Raw genomic sequence first — 21,549 nt, 5'->3', positions numbered from 1 at the left:
CCCCGCGGAGCTGGACGGGGCGCGCTCAGCTCATGAGCTTGTCCACCAGGGCCTGGGCGAACTCGGGCGAGACGTCCCCGTAGTTGAGCGAGAAGTCCTCGTCCACCTTGGCCGGCAGCAGCCCGGAGCACAGGACGGCGGCGCGGGCGTAGAGCCCCGCCAGCTCCGCCCCGATGGGCACGGAGAGCAGCTCGAGCTCGGGGTCGTAGGACACGATCGGCACCCCGGCCTGACGGGCCGCGAAGTGCTTGCCGATGCCCGAGGCCACGAACCGGGCGTGACCGGACTCCACGTCCGCCGGGGTGCGGAAGGCGTACCGGGTCCGGTGGTGGTGGTTGATCCGGTACAGCCCCGGGCGGTTGCGGTCCTCGGTGGACTCCCACGTGGCGTCCTCGGGGACGAACCGCTCCGCCACCCCGTTGTACTGCATCTCGGCGCGCCGCAGCTGCTCCTCGACCTCGGACAGCGGGGGCAGGGTCTCCAGCATCGCGGGCCCGGCGTCGAAGACCACGTCGCACAGCCCCACCGGCAGCGCCTTCTGCAGCGTCCCGAGGTCCACGTCCTGCAGCAGGGTCGTCCCGTGGTCCTCCGGGGAGAGCACCACCACGGACGCCTCCTGCGCCGCGGCCGCCTCGCCCACCACGGCCTCCTTCTCCGGCGTCCAGCCGCCCGTGAGCAGCACGGAGCCGTCCACGAGCTGGGTGAGGGAGGGCCCGCAGACCTGCCAGCGCCGCACGGTCCAGTGCTCGTCGCGGACCACCTCCAGGAAGCCGAGGGCCTGCAGATGGCCCACGAACCACTCCTCGAACCGCTCGGAGTCCTGCAGCTGGCGGGCCACGATCGACAGGCTCGAGCGCTTGCCGCCGCCGAGGAAGGTCAGGGCGTCCCGGAACGGCGCCCAGGAGGTGGGGTAGTCCCCCTCGTCGGGGCCGATGAAGCGCAGCGCCTCCACGGACCCGGTGGAGGTGAGCGCGGAGGGCTTCGTGAGCCGGCCGGGATAGCGCTTCTGCAGCCCGCACTGGGCGCACTGCCCGAAGATCCACGGGGCCTTCGCCTTGGGCTCCATGGCGGGGAGCACGATGCGGTGCCGGCCGGTGGCCAGGCAGGAGCGCCCCTCCGGCTCGGGCAGCGCGTTGGTGCGCTCGAGCAGCAGCTGTCCCTCGGAGGAGTGCCAGCCGGGGGTCCCGGGGACCTCGTGCGCCCCGGCCGCCTCCCGCGCGGGCAGGTTGTCGAAGGCGCCCTGCACGTACCGGTCGGGCAGCTCGGGCACGGTCCCGGCCGTGACGGGCCACAGGGGCTCCTGCTCGACGTGCACCATCTCGCCCTCGTAGCCGAGGGAGCGCTGGGTCAGGTGGAAGGACGAGTCCCGGAGCTTGAACTCGCGGCGCTGCCGGACCGTGCGGCCCGCCTTGAGGACCAGGGTGTAGTCGTTGGGCTTGAGGGTCCTGTCCGCCCGCGCCATGGGCGTGCCGTGCAGCGAGATCTGGAACGGCGGCACGCGCCCCTCCACGAGCTTCGCCTTCTCCAGCTTGAACGAGTGCGGGTTGCGCCACTCGCACTCCACGCTCAGGGGCGCGTCCGTGTCCGAGGTGATGGTCACCTGCGGGGGACGCAGCGCGGACCAGCGCACCACGTCCCCCGGGATCCGCAGACCCCCGGAGAGCGTGACGGCGGGGACCAGGCGGGGCACCAGGCCGGAGAAGTTGTCGTTGGCGGTCAGCTCTGGGTTGCCGGCGCGCAGCACCTGCACGTCGTCGAACATCACCCAGCCCTCGGCGAGGCCGTGCGTGCCGGCCTCGACGAAGCGGTAGTCCGGGGAGGCGGAGTCGTCGAGGATGCGCTTGATCTGGGCGATCCACTCGGGCTCGTCCCGGACCATGAGCCGGCACGGCCAGGCCGCGGGGATGTGGTCCACGGAGATGAAGGTGTCCGAGAAGCCGTCCTTGGCGAAGATGACGACGGGTCGCGGATTGCGCTCGAAGCGCACGTCCCCGGCGCTGAGCTGCAGGGTCCCGCCCAGCAGCGTCCCCGGATCCATCCGCGCGACGTACGCGGACACGCCCAGGAAGGCGTCCCCGATGAAGGACAGGAACACGGTCCGGGGCCCCGCCGTGGTCTCGAGCTCCACCTCCCGGCCGGAGAGGAAGCGCTTGGGCAGCACGAAGCCGAGCTCGAACACGGGGTTGCCCACGTAGTCGGTGCTGTCCGTGAGGGACAGCGAGCAGGACTTGACGGCGCTGCGGCCCGGGCCCCGCCCGTTCGCGCGGACCTCGGCCCGGGCCTGCTCGCGGGACTGCTCCCAGACCGCGAGCTCCGCCAGGGCGATCTCGAGACCGGGTTCGCGGGTCAGGGGGTTCGCCCAGACCTGCTTCATGGCCTTGGAGGCCTTGGTCTCGGCCATGTCGAGCCAGAAGTCGAGGTAGACCCCGAGCTCGGCCGCGGACAGCCCCTGGGCGGTGGTCATGCCCAGGTCCTCGAACATGCGGTGCAGCTGGCGCCGCTCCGCCTCGCCGAACATCGTCTGGGACAGCGCCAGGCCGACGGGCCGCTGGTTCACGGCGTACGCCGTGGGCAGGCCGATCTCGCCGTTGCGCAGCTCGAGCCAGTACCGCAGCGCGTCCCAGTACGCCTCGGTGTCCTTCTTGAAGGACGACTCGAGGGCCTTGGCGTTCTCGGGCCCGGCCTGCAGGAGCACGGTCAGCGGGAGGAAGAACGCGGAGACGGACTTGTTGCCCGTCCGCGCGGCGAGCGTGGACATGTGCCGCCCGGCGAGCGCGAACAGCGCCAGGAGGGCGACGACGGGCGGCGGCGGGATCTCGGCGATGGAGTCCAGGCTGCGGCGGGTCGCGCGGTACCACTGGCCGTTGAGCCGGTTGAACACGTCGAACACCGAGCGCCGGCCGTCCTCCGTCACGAGCAGCGGGGTCACGGAGTCGGCGAGCGCCCGCAGCGTCGAGGGACCGTCGAGGCCCTGCTCCTCGCCGATCGCGGCGAGCGTCTTGTCGTCGAGGTCGAGGTAGGTCAGCTCCCCCGCCCGGTCCGGGCCGAAGAACGCCGCGCAGACGGCGTCGTTCCAGCGGAGGTAGGCGAGCTCCTCGGCACTGTCGGCAATGGCATGGTCTCCGAGGCGGAGCCCAGCAGTGTCGGGCACGAGTCCTCCGTCCGCGGCCGCACGTGGGGCCGCTGTCGTCGTTCGAGGGGTCGCCTCGATTATAGATAGGCCGCGGGGCGGCGCCGCACGCGCGGCGGCCGGGGCCGCGGCCCGATACGGTGGGACGATGCACTCCCCTCCCGGTCCCCTGGTGGACTCACGGCGGCTCGTCGCCGCCTCCGGGCCCGCGGTCTTCCGGCGCGGCCAGGAGTACTTCCGCTCCGGGCGCGTCCGCGCGGTGCGGTGGTCCCCGGGGGCCGAGGGGGCCGGCAGCCTCTCCGCCGAGGTCGAGGGCTCCGGGTCCGTGTACTCCGTCTCCGTGCACGTCGGGGCCGGCGGCGCCCCGGGGGCCGCGTGGTGCAGCTGCCCCGCCGGCGGGTTCTGCAAGCACGCCGTGGCCACCGTGCTGCGCCACAACTTCGAGACCGCGGTCCGGGCCCACCGGCAGGGCGGGTCCGCGGCGCCGTCATCCCCGGCCCCCGGCCTCCCCCGGGGGTCCGCACCCTCCCCGCGACCGGGCGCGGCACCCGACTGGAAGGACGCCCTGACCGAGATCCTGGGCGGGACGGGCCCGGCGGAGCCGCCTCCCGAGGAGGGCGAGGGAGTGGCGGTGGAGTTCGACCTGCGCCGCGAGCCGTACCGGTACGTGCACGGCACCGGCCGCACGGGCTCCCCGTGGCACCTGTACGTCCGGCCGGTGCGCCGGGGCCGCCGGGGCGGGTGGATCAAGGGCGGCCTCGACTGGGAGACCGTCACCGCGGAGGCGGGCCGGTGGTCGCTGAGCCCCGCCCAGGCCGACTGGTTCGACGAGCTCCGGGCGCTCAGCGCCACCCGCTCCCCCTACGCGGTGCACGACCGGCACTGGATCCGCCTCGACTCCTACGCCTCCCCCCTGCTGTGGGGCATCCTCGCCCGCGCGGAGGGCGCCGGGATCTCCCTGGTGGGGCGGGAGCACGGCCTGCCCGTGACGGTCGAGGAGCCGGGACGCTTCCACGTGGACGTGCTGCGCGGGCCCGGGAAGGACCTCGAGCTGCGGCCCACGGTGGACAGCGGCGGCCGGCGGATCGCGCTCGGCACCGCCCGGATCATCGGCGACCCCGGGCACGGCCTGTTCTCCCCGGACGGCGAACCGCAGGACGTCGCGGACACCGAAGACCTCAACGCGTTCCCGCTGCGCCTGGTGCCCCTGGCCACCCGGCTCACCCGGGAGCAGCGGCGCTTCCTCGACACGGCGGGCGGGCTGCGGATCCCCGAGGACGAGGTCGAGGAGTTCTTCGACCGCTTCTTCCCGCGGCTGCACCGCAGCATGGACGTGGACACCGGGGACGGCTCGATCGAGCTGCCGCAGGTCGCGGACCCCGAGCTGGTGCTCACGCTGGAGCACCAGGAGCTGACCATCCGCGTCCGGTGGGAGTGGGAGTACCAGAAGGGCCGGGACCGGGTCCGGCTGCCCTTCCGGCCCGAGGACCCCCTGGCCGACGAGCCCGTGCACCGCGAGGCGTCCTGGGAGACGGCCGTCACCGCCGCGGTGCGCCACCGGGCCCCGGGCGTGGACCTGCGCCGGTCGAGCTACGTGGCGCAGGACGCCCTGGTGCTCGTGCGCGAGTGGCTGCCCGCCCTGGAGAAGATCCCCGACCTGCGGATCGAGCACACCGGCGGCCGCCGGGCGTACCAGCAGATCGCGGATCCGCCCACCGTCACCGTCAGCACCGCCGCCACGGAGCGCCGGGACTGGTTCGACCTCGGGGTCACGGTCAAGGTGGGCGAGTTCTACATCCCCTTCGCCGAGGTCTTCCGCGCCCTCGACCTCGGCCAGGACGTGATGCTCGCCCCGGACGGGTCCTGGTTCTCGCTCGAGCGCCCCGAGTTCGACCGCCTGCGCGAGCTCATCGCCGAGGCGCGCTCGCTGCAGGAGTCCCCGGAGGGACCGCTGCGCATCCACCGGCACCAGGCGGGGCTGTGGCAGGACTTCGAGGACGTGGCGACGGACACGGACCAGGCGGACGCCTGGCGGGAGGGCGTGCGCTCCCTGCTCGAGCTCGAGGACGTCGAGGCGCCCCCCGTGCCCGCGACCCTGCACGCCGAGCTGCGCCCGTACCAGCGCGACGGCTACTCGTGGCTGAGCGTGCTGTGGGACCACGGCCTCGGCGGGATCCTCGCCGACGACATGGGCCTGGGCAAGACCGTGCAGGCCATCGCCCTGATCTGCCGCGCCGTCGAGCACGACCCGGACCTCCCGCCGTTCCTGGTGGTCGCGCCGACCTCCGTGGTGCCCAACTGGACGGCCGAGATCCGCCGCTTCGCCCCGTCCCTGCCGGTCGTGGGCGTGACCGACACGCAGGCCAAGGCCGGCACCCGGCTCGCGGACTCCGCCGCGGGCGCCCGCGTGGTGGTGACCTCCTACACCCTGCTGCGCCTGGACGAGCCCGCCTACCGGGATCTGTCCTGGGCGGGCGTGCTCCTCGACGAGGCACAGTTCGTGAAGAACCCCCGGACCAAGGCGCACCGGGCCGTCAAGGACCTCGACTCCCCGTTCAAGCTCGCGATCACGGGCACCCCGCTCGAGAACAGTCTCGTGGAGCTGTGGGCGCTGCTGTCCCTGACCGCGCCGGGCCTCTTCCCCTCCCGGCGGAAGTTCACGGAGACCTACCAGCGCCCCATCGAGCGCGCGGAGGACGCCGCGGCGCTCGCCCGGCTGCGCCGCCGCGTGAAACCGCTCATGCTCCGCCGGACCAAGGAGTCCGTGGACCTCGAGCTGCCGCCCAAGCTCGAGCAGACCATCGAGGTGGAGCTCTCGCCCGCGCACCGCAGGATCTACGACACGCGCCTGCAGCGCGAGCGGCAGAAGGTCCTGGGGCTGCTGCGCGACCTCGACCGCAACCGGTTCACGATCTTCCAGTCGCTGACCACCCTGCGCCTGCTCAGCCTCGACGCGTCCCTCGTGGACCCGGAGGCGGACGTCCCCTCGAGCAAGCTCGACCTGCTCTTCGAGCACCTGCCCGAGATCGTGGCGGAGGGCCACCGGCCCCTCGTGTTCAGCCAGTTCACGAGCTTCCTGAAGAAGGCCGCCGCCCGCCTCGACGAGCTGCGGATCCCCTACGCCTACCTCGACGGCTCCACCCAGGACCGGGCACGGGTGCTCGAGCGGTTCACCTCGGGCGAGGTCCCCGTGTTCCTGGTGAGCCTCAAGGCGGGCGGCTTCGGACTGAACCTCACCCAGGCCGACTACTGCTTCCTCCTGGACCCGTGGTGGAACCCCGCCACGGAGGAGCAGGCCGTGGACCGCACCCACCGCATCGGCCAGCAGAAGAAGGTGATGGTGTACCGGCTCGTGGCGCGGGACACGATCGAGGAGAAGGTCATGGAGCTCAAGGACCGCAAGGCCAAGCTGTTCACCGCCGTGCTGGACGACGACCGGATGTTCTCCAGCGCCCTGACGGCCGAGGACATCCGGGGCCTCCTCCTGCCCTGACCTGCGGTTTCGTCCGCAGATGGTCCGCGGATACGTCATCAGCCGGTCATATTCGCCCCGCCCGCACGGGGACGTGCGGGCGGGGACTAGCATCGACAGTGCGCGGTCCCGTGCGGCGGCGCAGCCCCCCGGCTCGTCCTCCCGGACCGAGCCGAACCGACCATCCGACCGGAGGACCCTCCGTGCCCCAAGCAGTGGCGGGCCTCGCAGCCTTCGTGCAGCGCTACGGCTCCCTGATCCACGCCATGGCCGACCGCGGCATGACGCGCGGCCAGGTGCGGATGCGGTTCCAGCTGCTGTTCCCGGAGGAGTCGACCGCCCTGCTGGACGCCGCGATCACGCACCTGGGCCAGCACTTCCCGCAGGAGGCGTCCACCCCCGAGATCACCGACGGCGCGGTGGCCGCCGGCGTGTGGCTCGTCATGGCCCAGCACCTCCGCCTCGCCCCGGCCCCCGACTACGCGGCGCTGAACCTCAGCACCGCCGTGGTGCGCGACGTCACCGGGCTGCTCGCGGTGTCCGACGCCGACGGCACCATCACCCGGCGCACCCTGGGACTGATCGGGGCGGCCCAGCAGAGCTGCGCCGAGGACCCCGGCCGGCGTCCGCTCAGCCCGCACGGCTACGAGCTGGCGCGGCTGGGACTGTGCACGGAATCCAACTTCCTGTGCACCCTCGCCCACTACTGGCCCGTGCCCGAGCGCAGCGTCTCCGAGCGCCTCGGCGGGGGACGGTGGGACGCGGCGCTCGAGCGGATCGGCCTCCGGGCCGGCGACGAACCACCCCTCGAGCACGTCTTCACGGAGGCGGAGTACGCCACCGCGGTGACGGCGTTCCTCTCCGAGTGCCGCAGCACCGGCCACCACCCGACCACGGCCCGCTACGGCCGGTGGGTCGTCGAGCAGGAGGCGGGCAGCACCCGCCGGCCCTACTTCGACGGCGTCCGCCGGTTCTTCGGCTCCTGGGAGGAGGCCATGCGCTTCGCCTCCGCCCACCAGCCCGCCGGGGAGCACCTCGGGGACGGCTTCGCCGACACGAGGACCTGGTCCGACCTGGCCACTCCCGAGGCGCAGGAGATGCTGGGGCGCGCCGGCATCGGCGTGGTCGTCCCGCACGCGGCCACCCCGGTCGTCGACGAGGGCGTGTGGGAGGACCTGCGCCGGCTCATCGCCACCGTGCTCGCCCGGCTGCCCTGGAACGACTTCCTCGTCGTCGAGTACGAGCGCGACGACGACCGCTCGGAGGCCCCCGTCGCCTGGGCCGGGGTGGGTCCGCACGGCGTGGAGTGCGCCGTGATCTCGGGCGGGCAGCTGACGCACGCCGCCTGGCCCGTGGACGCCACCTTCTTCCACGAGGACGAGTGGAACGAGCCCACGGGCTGGGACCAGCCCTGGACCACGGAGCCGCTGGGCTTCCCGGAGGCGGCGCAGAAGCTCGTCGACGGACTGCGCTTCGGCTGGGGCTGCTCCGACCCGTACCGCTTCCACTGGGGAGTGGGGTCCTTCCCCACGGAGACCCGGGACGAGGGCTCCGTCATCGCCCCCGACCGCCGGCAGTGGCGCACGCCCACGGCCCCGGACACCGTCGACTCCTGACACCGTCCTGCCGGGCGCGCAGGAGGCGCTCCCCTCCGCCGGAACGTCCCGCGGGGATCCGGCGCACCGGAACCCGGCCCCGCCGCCCCGGGTCTACACTCGTCGGGAAGCGAAGGGGAGTAGTTCCCGGGTGACGCGCACCCGTCGGTCTGTCGCCATCCCGGTCTCGACGAGGAGTCCCGGCAGCCCACCCGTGACCACGGGCGAACGAGACCTTCCACACCCACCGCACCCCCGGTCGGACCCTGCGCGCCCCTGCCGCCCCGGATCCGAGGAAGGCCCGAGACAGCCCCCATGACACCCGCACCCTCCGCCGACCCCCCTGCTCCCCGGGACGGACCGGACCACCCGGGTCCGCCCCAGCGCGGGCAGATCCGCCGCTGGCGCAAGTACCTCGCGGACGAGCGAGCCGAGGCCCGGATCTACCGTCTCCTCGCCGCTCGCAGCACCGGCCGGGAGCAGGAGATCCTGCACCAGGTCGCCGAGGCCGAGCAGCGCCACGCGGAGCACTGGGTCGGCCTGCTCGGCCCCCATGCCGAGGCCGAGGCCCGCCCGTCCCTCTACTCCCGGCTACTGATCTTCCTCGCGACGCACTTCGGCTCCGTCTTCGTCCTGGCCCTGCTCCAGCGCGCCGAGAGCCGCTCCCCCTACGAGCGGGAGCAGGACGCGTCCGACGCCATGGCCGCCGACGAGGCGGTGCACGAGGAGATCATCCGCGCCCTCGCCACCGAGGGCCGGCACCGGCTCTCGGGCAACTTCCGGGCGGCGGTCTTCGGGGCCAACGACGGGCTCGTCTCGAACCTCGCACTGGTCATGGGCGTGGGCGCCACCGGCACGTCCCCCGGGATGGTGCTGTTCGCCGGGGTCGCCGGCCTCCTGGCGGGCGCGCTGTCCATGGGCGCCGGGGAGTTCGTGTCCGTGCGGTCGCAGCGCGAGCTGCTGGACGCCTCCCAGCCGACCCAGGTGACGCTGCACGTGGCGCCGAACCTGGACCTGGACGCCAACGAGCTCGTGCTCGTCTACCGGGCCCGCGGCATGAGCGAGGAGGCCGCGGAGCACCGCGCCGCGGAACGGCTGGGGTTCTTCGACTGCGACTGCGATCCCTCCCGGTCCTTCCAGGACCCCGCTGAGGACCAGTCGGAGCAGCGCTCCCACGTGGCGCTCGGCACGGACCTGGGGGCCGCGGCGTCGAGCTTCTGCTTCTTCGCCTCCGGCGCGGTCATCCCGATCCTGCCGTATCTCGTGGGCCTCACCGGGATTCCCGCGATGGTCGCGGGCCTCGTCCTCGTCGGGATCGCCCTGCTCGTGACCGGAGGCCTGGTCGGGCTGCTCTCCGGAGCCTCCCCGTGGAGGCGCGGGCTGCGCCAGCTGGCCATCGGCTACGGCGCCGCCCTCGCCACCTACGCCCTCGGGCTCCTGTTCAACACGAGCGTCGCCTGATCCGGGCGCCGCCATCGCGCACCCTGCTGTCATCACTTCAGGGGACAGGCCACCGGGACCGCCGTGCCGGGACCGCACGGCCGTCCGTGCGAAAGGGCTGGTCCGCCCCGGTTTTCCGGCGGATTCGCGCCCGGCGCCCCCCGGGGCAGGACCCGCCGAACCGCGGTTTCCGGGCTCCGTCGGGCCGTCCCGTGAATTTCCTGGGAAAAGCGGGTGCGGACGCGGCACCGCGTCGGATAAAGTTGCGATCGTGGTGAGAACCACAGCAATGGGGGAAATTGCACGGGTAGGACCGATTCGGACGCACTGGGGGGTGCACCGTCTGCGGCACCCGTGTTCTGAAAGCCGCTCAGCCCACGGCTCTCCTCCGTTGAGGCGTTTCACGCCTGCCGATGGCCGCGGGTCCTCCATGGGAGGCGCATCTCTCCCCGCGCCGGGCGGACTCCTACCGCCCGTTCCCGCGGCCATCGGTCCACGCCGCCGCCACGCTCCCGCTGCCGTCCGGCGCGGCAGGGCGTCCCGGCCCCACGCCGGCCGAGGCTAGGATCGTAGGGCCGCGCCCGCCGTCGCCGACGCCGGACCGCGCGGTGCACCCCACGCCAGAGCCGAGGAGCCCGCCCATGCCCGTCCCGGGGACCGTCGAACACGTCCTGACCGTCCACTGCCCCGAGGCCCACGGGCTCGTCAGCGCCGTCACCTCCAACCTGACGCAGCAGGGCTGCGACATCTTCGACGTCAAGCACTTCTCCGACCGGTTCACCGACGAGTTCTTCATCCGCTGCCACACCGTCAGCGAGGCCGGCACCGCCACGGTCGAGTCCCTGACCGAGGGCTTCGCCCCGGTGGCGGAGCAGCACGACATGCGGTTCCGGCTGGTCTCCGTGCAGCGCCGGACCCGGGTGCTCGTCATGGTGTCCCGCTTCTCCCACTGCCTCACGGACCTGCTGCACCGCACCCGGGTCGGCGAGCTGCCCATCGAGATCGTGGCCGTGGTCTCCAACCACCTCGACCACCGGAGTCTCGTGGAGTGGCACGACATCCCCTTCCACCACATCCCCGTGACGGCGGAGACCAAGGCCCGGGCCGAGGGGAGGCTGCTCGACCTGGTGGACCGGTACGACGTCGAGCTGGTCGTGCTGGCCCGCTACATGCAGGTGCTCTCGGACGAGCTGACCCGCGAGCTCTCCGGCCGGTGCATCAACATCCACCACTCGTTCCTGCCCTCCTTCAAGGGCGCCAAGCCCTACCACCAGGCCTACGCCCGGGGGGTGAAGATGGTGGGGGCCACGGCCCACTACGTGACGGCGGACCTCGACGAGGGCCCGATCATCGCCCAGCGCGTCATGCCGGTGGACCACGCCCACACACCGGCGGACCTCGTGGCCGTGGGTCGCGACGCCGAGATGCAGGCGCTGTCCCGGGCCGTGCGGTGGCACGCCGAGGGCCGCGTGGTGCTCTCCGGCAACCGCACCATCGTCCTGGTCTGAGCCGGCTCCCCGGCCCGACCGGCGGGAGGGGCCTCCCCAGGGGGTCAGCCGCGGGACGTCCACCCCGCGCCGCGGGCCGCCCGGAGCGGCTCCACCCGGACGACGGCGCCCGTCTCGAGCGAGCGCTGCGCGGCGTCGGCCACCTGCGAGGCGGCCACTGCGTCCCGGGCCGTGCAGGGACTCGGGATCTCTCCGCGCACCACCCGGACGAAGACCGCCATCTCGCGGCGGTAGGCCTCGGCGAAGCGCTCGTGGAACGTCGTGTGCGGCGGCCCGGCCGGGAACCGGACCCCGGGCTCGGCCGAGCGCATCGCCATGTGCTCGTCCATCCCCACGGCCACCGAGCCCTTCGAGCCCTGCAGCTCGAGCCGCACGTCGTGGCCGGCGCCGTTGTAGCGGGTCGCGGACATGGTGGCCACCGTGCCGTCGTCGAGGGTCAGCACGGCGAGCGCGGTGTCCACGTCCCCCACCTCTCCGATCCGGGGGTCGCCGTTGTTGGAGCCGCGGGCGTACACCTCGACGACCTCGCGGCCGGTGATCCACCGGAGGACGTCGACGTCGTGCACGGAGCAGTCCCGGAACAGCCCGCCCGACGTCGCGAGGAACTCCACGGGCGGCGGGGTCATGTCGCCGGTGACGGCGCGCACGGTGTGCAGCCAGCCCAGGTCGCCCGCGGCGCAGGCCTCCCGGGCACGGACGTAGCCGGGGTCGAAGCGGCGCTGGTGGCCGATCTGCACCACGCCCTGCACGCGCTCGATCTCGTCGAGCAGGGGCAGCGCCTCCTCGACGGACAGGGCCACCGGCTTCTCGCAGAAGACCGGCAGCCCCGCCCGCAGCCCGACCCGGATGAGCTCGGGGTGGGAGGCCGTGCCGGTCGCCACGACGAGTCCGTCCACGCCGTCGTCGAGCAGCGCCCCGACCGAGGGCCGCGACGCCGCACCCGTCCGGCCGGCCACGGCGGACGCCTGCTCGGGCACGGCGTCCGTGAGACTCAGCCGCACCGCGGGCCCGCCCTCCGGGGTGCGCAGGGCGGCGAGGTGGGCGGCGTGCACGGCCCCGATGCGGCCGGCGCCGATCAGACCGATCCGGACGGTCATGACGGGAGTTCCTCTCGCGGGATCGGTGGTGTGGGACCGGCCCCGCGCCCCGAGTCGTCCCGGGGGGCGCGGGGCCGGGGTCTGCTCAGGTGCGGGGGCGGGCCTGGGACTCGGCCATGTCGGCCTGGACCTGCTGCATCTGGGAGGTGTGCCCGCCGAGCTGCTCGAGCTCGTGGGTCAGCTCCTCCAGCTCCGCGCCGCCGGCCATCTGGGCGGTGAGGTCGCCCACGGTGATGTCCTGCTTCTCGTAGTAGCCGATGGACTTGCCGCGCTTGAGCAGCAGGAACCGGTCCCCCACCGGGTACGCGTGGTGCGGGTTGTGCGTGATGAACACCACCCCGAGGCCGCGTTCGCGGGCCTGCAGGATGTAGCGCAGCACCACCCCGGACTGCTTCACGCCCAGGGCCGCGGTGGGCTCGTCGAGGATGAGGACCTTCGCCCCGAAGTGCACCGCGCGGGCGATGGCCACGCACTGGCGCTCACCGCCGGAGAGCGTCCCGATGGGCTGGTCCACGTCGCGCAGGTCGATGCCCATGTCGGCGAGCTCCTGCTTGGTGATCTCCTTCATCCTCGCCACGTCCAGGCGCTTGAAGGGCCCGAACCCGCTGGTGAGCTCGGAGCCGAGGAAGAAGTTGCGCCACACCGGCATCAGCGGCACCACGGCCAGGTCCTGGTAGACGGTGGCGATCCCGGCGTCGAGGGCCTGCCGCGGGGAGGTGAAGGTCGTCTCCTCGCCGTTGACCCGGAGGCTCCCGTCCGTGTGCTGGTGCAGCCCGGCGATGATCTTGATCAGGGTGGACTTGCCGGCGCCGTTGTCGCCGAGCACGCAGGTCACCTTCCCCGGCTCCACGGCCATGGTGACGTCGCGCAGGGCGATGATGTTGCCGTAGCGCTTGCCGATGTCCTGCAGCTCCACGAGGGCAGCAGGACCCTCCGTGCCGGCCGGATCCGCGGGGTGGGCGCCGGGGGCGGGGGTGATGGGCGGTTGCGTGGTCATGGCGGGCACCTATTTCCTCTCGATGCGCTTGCGCACGTACATGTTCACGATGGTGGCCAGCAGCAGCATGAGACCCAGGAAGAACTTGAACCAGTCCGGGTTCCACTCGGCGTAGACGATGCCGCGCGAGGCCATGCCGAAGATGAGCGCGCCCAGGGCCCCGCCGATCGCGGAGCCGAAGCCGCCGGTGAGCAGGCACCCGCCGATCACCGCGCCGATGATGTAGAGGAACTCGTTGCCCACGCCCTCACCGGACTGCACGGAGTCGAACGCGAAGAGGTTGTGCATCCCCAGCAGCCAGCCGCACAGGCCCACGCCCATGAACAGACCGATCTTGGTCCGTGCGACCGGCACACCCACGGCGCGGGCGGCATTGGCGTCCCCGCCCACGGCGAAGATCCAGTTGCCGACCTTCGTCTTGAGCAGGATGAACGAGGCGATCGCCACGAGGGCGATCCAGTAGAACACGGTGATCCGCACGTCGACCCCGAGGATGGTCACCGAGGAGGCGAAGATCGTCTTGGCGGAGGCGAAGCCGTCCATGTTGCTGATCGACGGCGAGGCCACGGACCCGCCGATCAGGCGGGTCAGCGCGAGGTTGAGGCCGGCGAGCATGAGGAAGGTCGCCAGGGTGACGATGAAGGACGGGAGCTTCGTGCGCACCAGCAACCAGCCGTTGACGAAGCCGATGAACAGGGACACGCCCAGGGCGACGAGGACGCCGACCCAGACGTTGACGGCGAAGAACCAGCTGAACATGGACGCCGCCAGCGCCGAGGTGATGACGGCGACACCGGTGGAGAGGTCGAACTCCCCGCCGATCATCAGCAGGGACACCCCGACCACCATGATCCCGATGGTGGACGCCCCGTAGAGGACGGTGGAGATGGACTGCGGCTGGGTGAAGGACGGGGCGGCCACCGCGAAGAACACGAAGACCACGATCGCCCCGACGAGGGCCCCGACCTCGGGTCGGGCCAGGAAGGTGCCGAGCAGGCCCTTGGTCTGGATGCGTTCGTCGGCCGGGGCCGTTCCGGTGGGCGTGGGCGGGGCTCCGGAGGAGCCGCGGTCCGGCGCCGGTGCGGCGGCCGGGGTCCGGGTCGATGACATGATGTTCGTCTCCTGGTTCCTGGGCCCGCTCAGCGGATGCCCTCGTTGGCGTACTCGAGGACGTCCTCGGCGTTGGACGAGTCCACGACGGCGGGACCGGTGAGCGTGGGCTGGCCGCCGCCGATCTTGAAGGCCCCGCGGTGGTTCTGCCACAGCGAGTCCACGGACATGTACCCCTGCAGCCAGGGTTGCTGGTCGATGGTGAACAGCACGTCGCCGTCCACGATGGACTGGGCGAGGTCGCCGTTCATGTCGAAGGAGGCGACGGTCACGTCGCTGCCCGCCGCCTCCTTGGCCTCGAGCAGGGTCATCGTGTAGGGCGCCCCGAGGCCGATGATGGAGTCGGCCTCCGAGGAGGTCTGCAGCTTGGCCGTGGCCGTGGAGGACACCTGGGTCATGTCGGTGCCCTGCACGTAGAGGATCTCCGTCTCCGGCAGCACTTCCTTGACGCCGGCGCACCGGGCCTCGAGTCCCACGTGGCCCTGCTCCTGGATCACACAGATCGGGTGCTGGAGCCCCTCCTCCTCGAGCCGCTGCCCGGCCGTCTCACCGGCGAGCTGTTCGTTGGACCCGAAGTGGGCGAACGCACCGAGGTCCTCGAACTCGTTCTCGCCCGCGTTGAGGGTCACCACCGGGATGCCGGCCTCCTCGGCCCGCTGCAGCACGTCGCGCATCGCATCCGGCTTGGCCAGGGTCACGGCGATGCCGTCGACGCCCTGGTCGATGTACTGCTGCACGAGTTGGGCCTGGCGTCCGCCCTCGGGATCGGAGGCGTAGAGGAACTCGACGTTGTCCTTGGCCGAGGCCTCCTCGGCCCCCTTCCGGATGACGTCCCAGAAGGTGTCGCCCGGAGCGGCGTGCGTGATCATGGCGATCTTGATCTGCTCCGTCTGGGCCACCTGGCCGCCGCCGCCCTCACCCGCGGCCGTCGTCTGCCGGCCGCCCTCGGAGGAACAGCCGGCCAGCGCCATGGCCGGAACGAGCAGCGCGACGGCGGCCGCTCGACGCCGCAGCGCTCTCGGCCGCCGGGCCTCGGGGGAAACGCATCCTGCAGTCATGGGAATCTCCTCGTGTCGTGGCTGGGCCTCGCGCTTCGATGCGCCGCCTCGGCCGCCCGCCGGATTTCATCCTGGGTGACTCCCATCACAAATGTCAATAGAATGTCTGGACATACTCACATCTCAGCGGCCACACTGGAGGACAGCAGCACGTCCGCACGCACGGCCCAGACCCCTGGAGGTCCCCCATGTCCGGCCCACGGCACCTCACGGTCGACAAGAGTTCCCCCGTGCCCCTCTACCACCAGGTGGCGCAGGGACTCGAGGACGCGATCCGCAGCGGCGAGCTCCCCCCGGGGACCAGGCTGGACAACGAGATCGACCTCGCGAACCGGCTCAACCTGTCCCGTCCCACGATGCGCAAGGCCATGGACCAGCTCGTGCGTGCCGGGCTGCTGGTGCGCAAGCGCGGGGTGGGCACCCAGGTGGTGGGCAGCCAGGTCCGCCGCTCGCTCGAGCTGACCAGCCTCCATGAGGACCTCCAGCGCAGCGGGGGCAGCCCCGGCACGGACGTGCTGGACTTCTCCCGGGTCCCGGCCGAGGACGACGTGGCCCTGCTGCTCGGCATCGCACCGGGCGACGAGGTCTACCACCTCGTGCGCCTGCGCAGCACGGACGGCGAGCCGCTGGCCCTCATGGAGAACTGGATCCCGTGCGCGCTGTGCGAGCTCACGCGCGAGCAGCTCGAGCAGGAGGGGCTGTACTCCCTGATGCGCGGCCAGGGGGTCAACTTCCAGCTGGCCCACCAGCGGGTCGGCGCCGTCTCGGCCGACGCGTTCCAGGCGGAGCAGCTGGGCGTCGACCCCGGCGCCGCGCTCGTCAGCATGCACCGCACCGCCATGGACGACCTCGGCCGGCAGGTGGAGACCGGTCGGCACGTGTACCGGGCCGACAAGTACACCTTCGAGCTCACCCTGGTCCAGCGCTGAGCGCAGGGCCACCCGCACGCGTCCCGGACCACCCACGACGACGACACCGGAAGGCACCCCGACCCATGCACAACGACAGCTCCCGCCCCGAGTGGGTCCACCCCAAGGACACCGCCGCCCAGGACGGCTGGTTCGTCTCCCTTGGCGGCCACGACTCGGCCGCCCAGGTCCCCGGCTGGGCCCACACGGGGATCCGCGTGGCCGACCTCGGCCCGGGCGAGCAGATCGCCCTGGAGGCCGCCGAGGAGGAGCGCATCGTGGTACCGCTCACCGGCAGCTTCACGGCGCGGACGGGCGGTGAGACCTACGACCTCGCCGGCCGCCCGTCCGTCTTCGCCGGGCCCACCGACGTCCTCTACACCGGGGTCCGGCGGGACCTGACCCTGTCCTCCGGGACCGGCGGGCGGGTGGCCGTGGCCTCCGCGCCGGCCCGGGAGGAGCACCCCACCCGGCTCGTGACCCGTGACGAGATCCCGGTCGAGCTGCGCGGCGCGGGCAACTGCTCCCGGCAGGTGCACAACTTCGGCACGCCCGCGGCCCTGGAGGCCGACCGGTTCATCGTGTGCGAGGTGCTCACCCCCGCGGGCAACTGGTCCTCCTATCCCCCGCACAAGCACGACGAGGAGAAGGACGGGGAGACGGCCCTCGAGGAAATCTACTACTTCGAGACGCAGCTCGCCGAGGGCATGCCCGTCACGGAGTCCGGCGGGACGGACCCCATGGGCTACCAGCGGGTCTACGCCTCGGACGACCGCCCCATCGACGTCAGCGCGGAGGTGCGCTCGGGCGACGTCGTCCTGGTGCCCTACGGCTGGCACGGCCCCGCCATGGCGACCCCCGGCTACGACCTGTACTACCTCAACGTCATGGCCGGCCCGGGCCGGGTGCGCGAGTGGCTGATCAGCGACGACCCGCACCACGGCTGGATCCGCCGGACCTGGGACGGGACGGCGGTCGACCCGCGACTGCCCTTCGGCCGCTGAGCACCCTCGGAACCGCCGGTGCAGAAGGGTCCGCCTCCGAGGGGTGGGCCCTTCGGCACCGGCGGACGGATCAGCGCAGGACGCCGGCGGACGCGGCCGCGTCCAGCAGGACGCCCGCGGCGATCTCGAGGCCCTCGATCCGGCCCAGGGAGACGTCCTCGTGCTCGATGTTGACGGCCATGTCCGGGTCGACCTCGTGCAGGGCGGTGAGGAACTCGGCCCAGTAGGCGGTGTCGTGGCCGCGGCCCAGGGCCACGAAGTCCCAGGCGGAGTTCTTCGGCCACTCGTTGGCCCACTCGTCGCCGCCGAGGTGGGTGCGCTCCTCCTCGGGGGCGAGGCGGCGGAAGCTGTTGTCCAGGACACCGTGGAGCGCGGCGTTCTCCGGGTTGATGCGGACATCCTTCGCAGCCGCGTGGAGGACGAGCGGACCGAGCTCGCGCACCACGGCGACCGGGTCCATCTGCTGCCAGAACAGGTGCGACGCGTCGAGCTCGACGCCCACGTGGGTGGCGCCGGTCAGGTCGATGAGCCTCCGGACGTCGGCGGTGTTGAACACCACGTTCTGCGGGTGCAGCTCCAGGGCCACCTTGACGCCGTGATCGGCGGCCAGGCGGTCGGTCTCCCTCCAGAAGTCGGCCACGACCCCCCACTGGTAGTCGAGCACGTCCAGGGAGGCCGAGTTCCAGGCGTTGACGATCCAGTTGGGCACGGTGGCCCCGGGCTCCCCGCCGGGCAGCCCGGACATGGTGACCACGCGTGTCTGGCCCAGGCGGTGCGCCGGCCGGATGGAGCGGCGGATGTCCTCGGCGTGCTTCTCGCCGATCTCCCGCTGGGGGTGCAGCGGGTTGCCGTTGCAGTTGAGGCCGGCGATCGAGACGCCGGTGCCCTCGAAGAGCGCCAGGTAGTCGTCACGGGCGGCGTCGCTCTCCAGGATCTGGTCCATGTCGGGCATGTGGAGGGCCGGCAGGAATCCTCCGGTGTTGATCTCGATGCCGGTCAGGCCGAGGCCTGCGACGGCCTTCAGGGCCTCGGGGAGCGACCGGTCGTGCAGGATCGCGTTGTAGACGCCGAGCTTCACAGGACGACCTTCTGTCCGTGACTGGCAGCCGATTCCACAGCGGCCGCCAGGATCTCCATGTTGTGCACACCCTCCGCGAAGGACGCGTTGCGCGGCAGCGAGACGGACTCGTCGAGACCGGCGACCTCCTCGAGGAAGGCACGGGCCTGGTAGCCGAAGGCGTCGTTCTGGCCGAAGCCCACACCGGGGGCGTCCATGGCCAGTCCCTGCGACAGGTAGGCGTGGCCGGGGCCGAGGTTCACGGTGCGGTGGCCGTTGGTGGCCTCCGCTCCCTCGTGGAGGAACAGCTCGATCTCGGCGGGGCGCAGCTGGTGGAACCGCGCCGCGCCCTTCGCGCAGAACACCTCGAAGGTCAGGGTGTTCGGGTGCCCGGCGGCCACCCGGGAGACCTCGAGGCTGCCGGCGCCGGAGGCGATGTCCCCGCAGAGTAAATCCGCCACGTAGGCCAGGTGGCTGCCGACGTCGGCCAGGGCCCCGGAGCCGGGGCCGCCCTGGTACCGCCAGCTCATGGGCGCCTTCGGGTTGAACCCGTAGTCGGTCCAGTACCGGCCGCTGAAGTGCAGGACCCTGCCCAGGGTGCCGTCCTGGATGAGGTCGCGGATCGCGGCGATGCCGGGGGTGCGCCGGAAGGTGAAGCCGATCCGCGCGATGGACTCCGCAGCCTCGGCGGCGCGGGCCATGGCGCGGGCGTCCTCGAGGGTGTCGCTGAGCGGCTTCTCGCACAGGACGTGCTTGCCGGCCTCCAGCAGCCCCTCGACGGCCCGGCGGTGGAAGCGGTTCGCGATGACGACGCTGACCACGTCGATCTCCGGGTCCTCCGCGACCTCCTCCCAGGACCCCAGGGCCTTCTCGTAGCCGTAGCGGCGGGCCACGTGAGCCCCCAGCGTCTCGTTGACGTCGCCGATGGCGACGTAGCGCAGCGGCGGCAGGACGGGGTCGTAGAGCCTGGGGGCCACACGGTAGGCCGCCGCATGGGCCTGGCCGGCCATGCCGGCGCCGATGACGGCGATGCCGATGCTGTCGGTCATGTTTCTCTCCTGGGACGAGGAAGGGGCCGGGGGGCGATGGGACGAGAAGGAGAAGCGGCCGCCGGATCGACCTCGGAGGTCCGCCGTCCTGAAGGCGGTGGAGCGGCTGGGCTACCGCCCCAGCCAGGCCGCCGCGGCGCTGGCCGGGGCGACGACGCGCACCATCGGGGTGGTCATCGACGACTGGCGGAACCTGTGGTTCATGGAGCTGCTGCGCGGTCTGCAGGAGGGCCTGGCGCCGCACGGGCTGCGGATCGCGGTCGCGGACCACACGCTCAACGCGCACGTGGAGGCGCACCCGCTGGACGGCTTCCTGTCGATGCGCGTCGACGGGCTGGTGATCGCCACCGAGCCGACCGGGGCCATGCGCGTGCCCGAGGGACTGCCCGTCGTGGTGGCCGGCCACCGGGAGGGCGTGGTGCCGGGTGCCGAGGTCGTCGCGAACGACGACCGGCTCGGCGCGCGCCTGGCGACGGAGCACCTGACCGGACTCGGCCACCGCGGGATCGGCCATCTCACGGGCGGTGGTGGAGCGGCCTGGCTGCGGGCGGAGGGCTTCGCGGAGGCGATGGCCGCGGCCGGTCTCCAGCCGCGCGCCGTTCCGGGGGGAGGCGCCACCACGGAGGAGGACGGATACGCCGCCGCGGTGCGCCTGCTCGACAGCGCACCGGAGACCACGGCGGTCTTCGCCGCCAACGACACCATGGCCATGGGAGCGCTTGCGGCGGCCGGCGAGCGCGGGCTGCGCGTGCCGCAGGACCTCTCCGTGGTCGGCTACGACGACTCCCCCATCGCCTCCACCCACCTCCTGCGGCTGACCACGGTCGACAGCCGCAACGCCGAGATCGGCGAAGCGGCCGCCGAGCGGCTGGTGGCCCGGATCGGCGGGAGCGCGGGCACGGGGGCTGCGGTCCTGCTCGAGCCGGAGCTGGTCATCCGCGGGTCCACGGCGGCACCCCGCTCGACCGCGTGACGGAGGACTCCGTGGAGCGACCCGTCACCCCGTCGGGAGGACGCGTCAGGGCGCGGCGGGACCGTCGCCCCGCCGCGCCCTGACGCCGACCCGCCGCTGCTGCTCAGACGAGGGCGGACACCTGCGCCGTGCCGTAGAGATCCGGCTTGGACTGCATCCGCACGGGCACGATCTCCCCGCTCGCCTGGGCCTGGACGCCGGCCTCGCAGCAGGCGGCCGTGGCGTAGCCGTCCCACGCCGAGGGCCCGCCGATCTGTCCGCGGGCCGCGGCGTCGACCCACGCCTGGACCTCCCGGTCGTAGGCCTCGACGAAGCGCTCCTCGAAGCCCGGGGAGACGCTGCCGCCCCACGTGCCGGCCGTGCGGACATAGGGCTCGGTGTCGCCGCCGATGCCCACGACGCCCGTCTCGAAGGAGGCCTGCGTGGCGACCTGGTAACCGAACTGCGCGTTGACGTAGGCCTCGACCTGGGCGAGGACCCCGGACTCGGTCTCCATGAGCACCAGCTGGGGGTCCCGCTGACCCCCCGGGGCGTTGCGGGTCGACCGCCCGATCCGGACCTGGACCGAGGTGATCTCCTCCCCCGTGAAGAATCGCACGGCGTCGAACTCGTGGACCACGGAGTCGTTGATGATCATCTCATTGGTGAACCCGGGCGGGGTCGTCGGGTTGCGGTGCTGGTGGTGCAGGGTCAGCAGCTCCCCGTAGGCCTTCTCCTCGATCATCCGGCGCAGGGCGAGGTAGCCCGCGTCGAAGCGGCGCATGAAGCCGACCTGGATCAGCTGCCGGCCGGCGGCGACCTCTGCCTCGACCACGCGCCAGGAGGACTGGGCGTCCGGGGTCAGCGGCTTCTCGCACAGAGTGGGCAGGCCGTGCTCGATCGCGGAGAGCAGCACCTGCTCGTGCAGGAACCCCGGGGTGGCGATCAGGGCGGCGTCGATGTCGTCCCGATCCAGCACCTCCTGGAAGTCCGTGTGGGCGACCGCGCCGGGGATGTGGGCGACGGCGGCCTCGGCCCGGGCCCCGTCGATGTCGACGACGGCGGCGATCTCGGCGCCGTTGATCCGGCGGTGGATGCGCTCGATGTGGTCGGCGCCCATGCGGCCTGCTCCGACAACGGCTACGCGCAGAGTCTTGGTCATGATGAATCTC

At 72.5% G+C, this 21,549-nt stretch carries 15 protein-coding genes; 7 read left to right on the top strand and 8 right to left on the bottom strand.

Going from position 1 to position 21,549, the window contains the following annotated elements:
• Nucleotides 1–25: 25 nt before the first annotated feature.
• Nucleotides 26–3,151 carry a hypothetical protein gene (locus tag ACH9D3_RS02330; RefSeq protein WP_396400380.1) on the bottom strand — a complete coding sequence of 1,042 codons (3,126 nt, stop codon included), beginning with the start codon at nucleotides 3,149–3,151 and terminating at the stop codon, nucleotides 26–28.
• Nucleotides 3,152–3,278: 127 nt separating this feature from the next.
• Between ACH9D3_RS02330 and ACH9D3_RS02325 the strand changes: the two genes are divergently transcribed.
• From ACH9D3_RS02325 to purU, 4 genes are all read left to right on the top strand, one after another.
• Entirely contained in the window at nucleotides 3,279–6,623 is a 3,345-nt protein-coding gene (locus tag ACH9D3_RS02325; RefSeq protein ID WP_396400381.1) for a DEAD/DEAH box helicase, read from the top strand.
• Between the two features lie 182 nt (nucleotides 6,624–6,805).
• Entirely contained in the window at nucleotides 6,806–8,218 is a 1,413-nt protein-coding gene (locus ACH9D3_RS02320) for a TY-Chap domain-containing protein (protein WP_396400382.1), read from the top strand.
• A 294-nt stretch (nucleotides 8,219–8,512) separates the two neighbouring features.
• Entirely contained in the window at nucleotides 8,513–9,658 is a 1,146-nt protein-coding gene (locus tag ACH9D3_RS02315; protein WP_396409702.1) for a VIT1/CCC1 transporter family protein, read from the top strand.
• A gap of 620 nt (nucleotides 9,659–10,278) precedes the next feature.
• A complete protein-coding gene (gene purU / locus ACH9D3_RS02310; RefSeq protein WP_396400384.1) occupies nucleotides 10,279–11,145 on the top strand; it encodes a formyltetrahydrofolate deformylase in 867 nt (288 codons plus the stop codon).
• A 44-nt stretch (nucleotides 11,146–11,189) separates the two neighbouring features.
• On the opposite strand, the gene ACH9D3_RS02305 is transcribed toward purU, so the two are convergent.
• The 4 genes from ACH9D3_RS02305 to ACH9D3_RS02290 all read right to left on the bottom strand — a co-directional run bounded on the left by ACH9D3_RS02305 (nucleotide 11,190) and on the right by ACH9D3_RS02290 (nucleotide 15,407).
• Nucleotides 11,190–12,242 carry a Gfo/Idh/MocA family protein gene (locus ACH9D3_RS02305; protein ID WP_396409701.1) on the bottom strand — a complete coding sequence of 351 codons (1,053 nt, stop codon included), beginning with the start codon at nucleotides 12,240–12,242 and terminating at the stop codon, nucleotides 11,190–11,192.
• An 85-nt stretch (nucleotides 12,243–12,327) separates the two neighbouring features.
• Nucleotides 12,328–13,239, bottom strand: coding sequence for an ATP-binding cassette domain-containing protein (locus ACH9D3_RS02300; protein ID WP_396409700.1), 912 nt, complete (start codon nucleotides 13,237–13,239; stop codon nucleotides 12,328–12,330).
• 9 nt (nucleotides 13,240–13,248) lie between these two features.
• Nucleotides 13,249–14,349 (bottom strand): ABC transporter permease, encoded by a 1,101-nt coding sequence (locus ACH9D3_RS02295; protein ID WP_396400387.1) that lies wholly within the window; start codon nucleotides 14,347–14,349, stop codon nucleotides 13,249–13,251.
• Nucleotides 14,350–14,378: 29 nt separating this feature from the next.
• On the bottom strand, nucleotides 14,379–15,407 hold the full coding sequence (locus tag ACH9D3_RS02290) for a substrate-binding domain-containing protein (RefSeq protein WP_396409699.1): 1,029 nt from the start codon (nucleotides 15,405–15,407) through the stop codon (nucleotides 14,379–14,381).
• 188 nt (nucleotides 15,408–15,595) lie between these two features.
• On the opposite strand from ACH9D3_RS02290, the gene ACH9D3_RS02285 reads away from it, so the two are divergent.
• Nucleotides 15,596–16,336 (top strand): GntR family transcriptional regulator, encoded by a 741-nt coding sequence (locus ACH9D3_RS02285; RefSeq protein ID WP_396400389.1) that lies wholly within the window; start codon nucleotides 15,596–15,598, stop codon nucleotides 16,334–16,336.
• A gap of 65 nt (nucleotides 16,337–16,401) precedes the next feature.
• The gene (gene iolB, locus ACH9D3_RS02280; protein WP_396409698.1) at nucleotides 16,402–17,319 is read left to right on the top strand and encodes a 5-deoxy-glucuronate isomerase; all 918 of its coding nucleotides are present in this window, start codon (nucleotides 16,402–16,404) and stop codon (nucleotides 17,317–17,319) included.
• A 70-nt stretch (nucleotides 17,320–17,389) separates the two neighbouring features.
• Here the strand turns inward: iolB and ACH9D3_RS02275 are convergent, their stop codons facing one another.
• A complete protein-coding gene (locus ACH9D3_RS02275) occupies nucleotides 17,390–18,397 on the bottom strand; it encodes a TIM barrel protein (RefSeq protein WP_396409697.1) in 1,008 nt (335 codons plus the stop codon).
• Nucleotides 18,394–19,425, bottom strand: coding sequence for a Gfo/Idh/MocA family oxidoreductase (locus ACH9D3_RS02270; protein ID WP_396409696.1), 1,032 nt, complete (start codon nucleotides 19,423–19,425; stop codon nucleotides 18,394–18,396). The genes ACH9D3_RS02275 and ACH9D3_RS02270 overlap by 4 nt, the downstream gene beginning before the upstream one ends.
• Between ACH9D3_RS02270 and ACH9D3_RS02265 the strand changes: the two genes are divergently transcribed.
• A complete protein-coding gene (locus tag ACH9D3_RS02265; protein ID WP_396409695.1) occupies nucleotides 19,424–20,398 on the top strand; it encodes a substrate-binding domain-containing protein in 975 nt (324 codons plus the stop codon). The genes ACH9D3_RS02270 and ACH9D3_RS02265 overlap by 2 nt on opposite strands.
• A 103-nt stretch (nucleotides 20,399–20,501) precedes the next feature.
• Here ACH9D3_RS02265 and ACH9D3_RS02260 read toward each other — a convergent pair whose 3' ends face one another.
• A complete protein-coding gene (locus ACH9D3_RS02260; protein WP_396409694.1) occupies nucleotides 20,502–21,539 on the bottom strand; it encodes a Gfo/Idh/MocA family oxidoreductase in 1,038 nt (345 codons plus the stop codon).
• Between the last annotated feature and the right edge of the window lie 10 nt (nucleotides 21,540–21,549).

Origin of the sequence: Kocuria kalidii (assembly GCF_044462225.1) — a bacterium.
Taxonomy (GTDB): domain Bacteria; phylum Actinomycetota; class Actinomycetes; order Actinomycetales; family Micrococcaceae; genus Kocuria; species Kocuria kalidii.
This window is presented reverse-complemented; position numbering and strand designations above follow the sequence as displayed.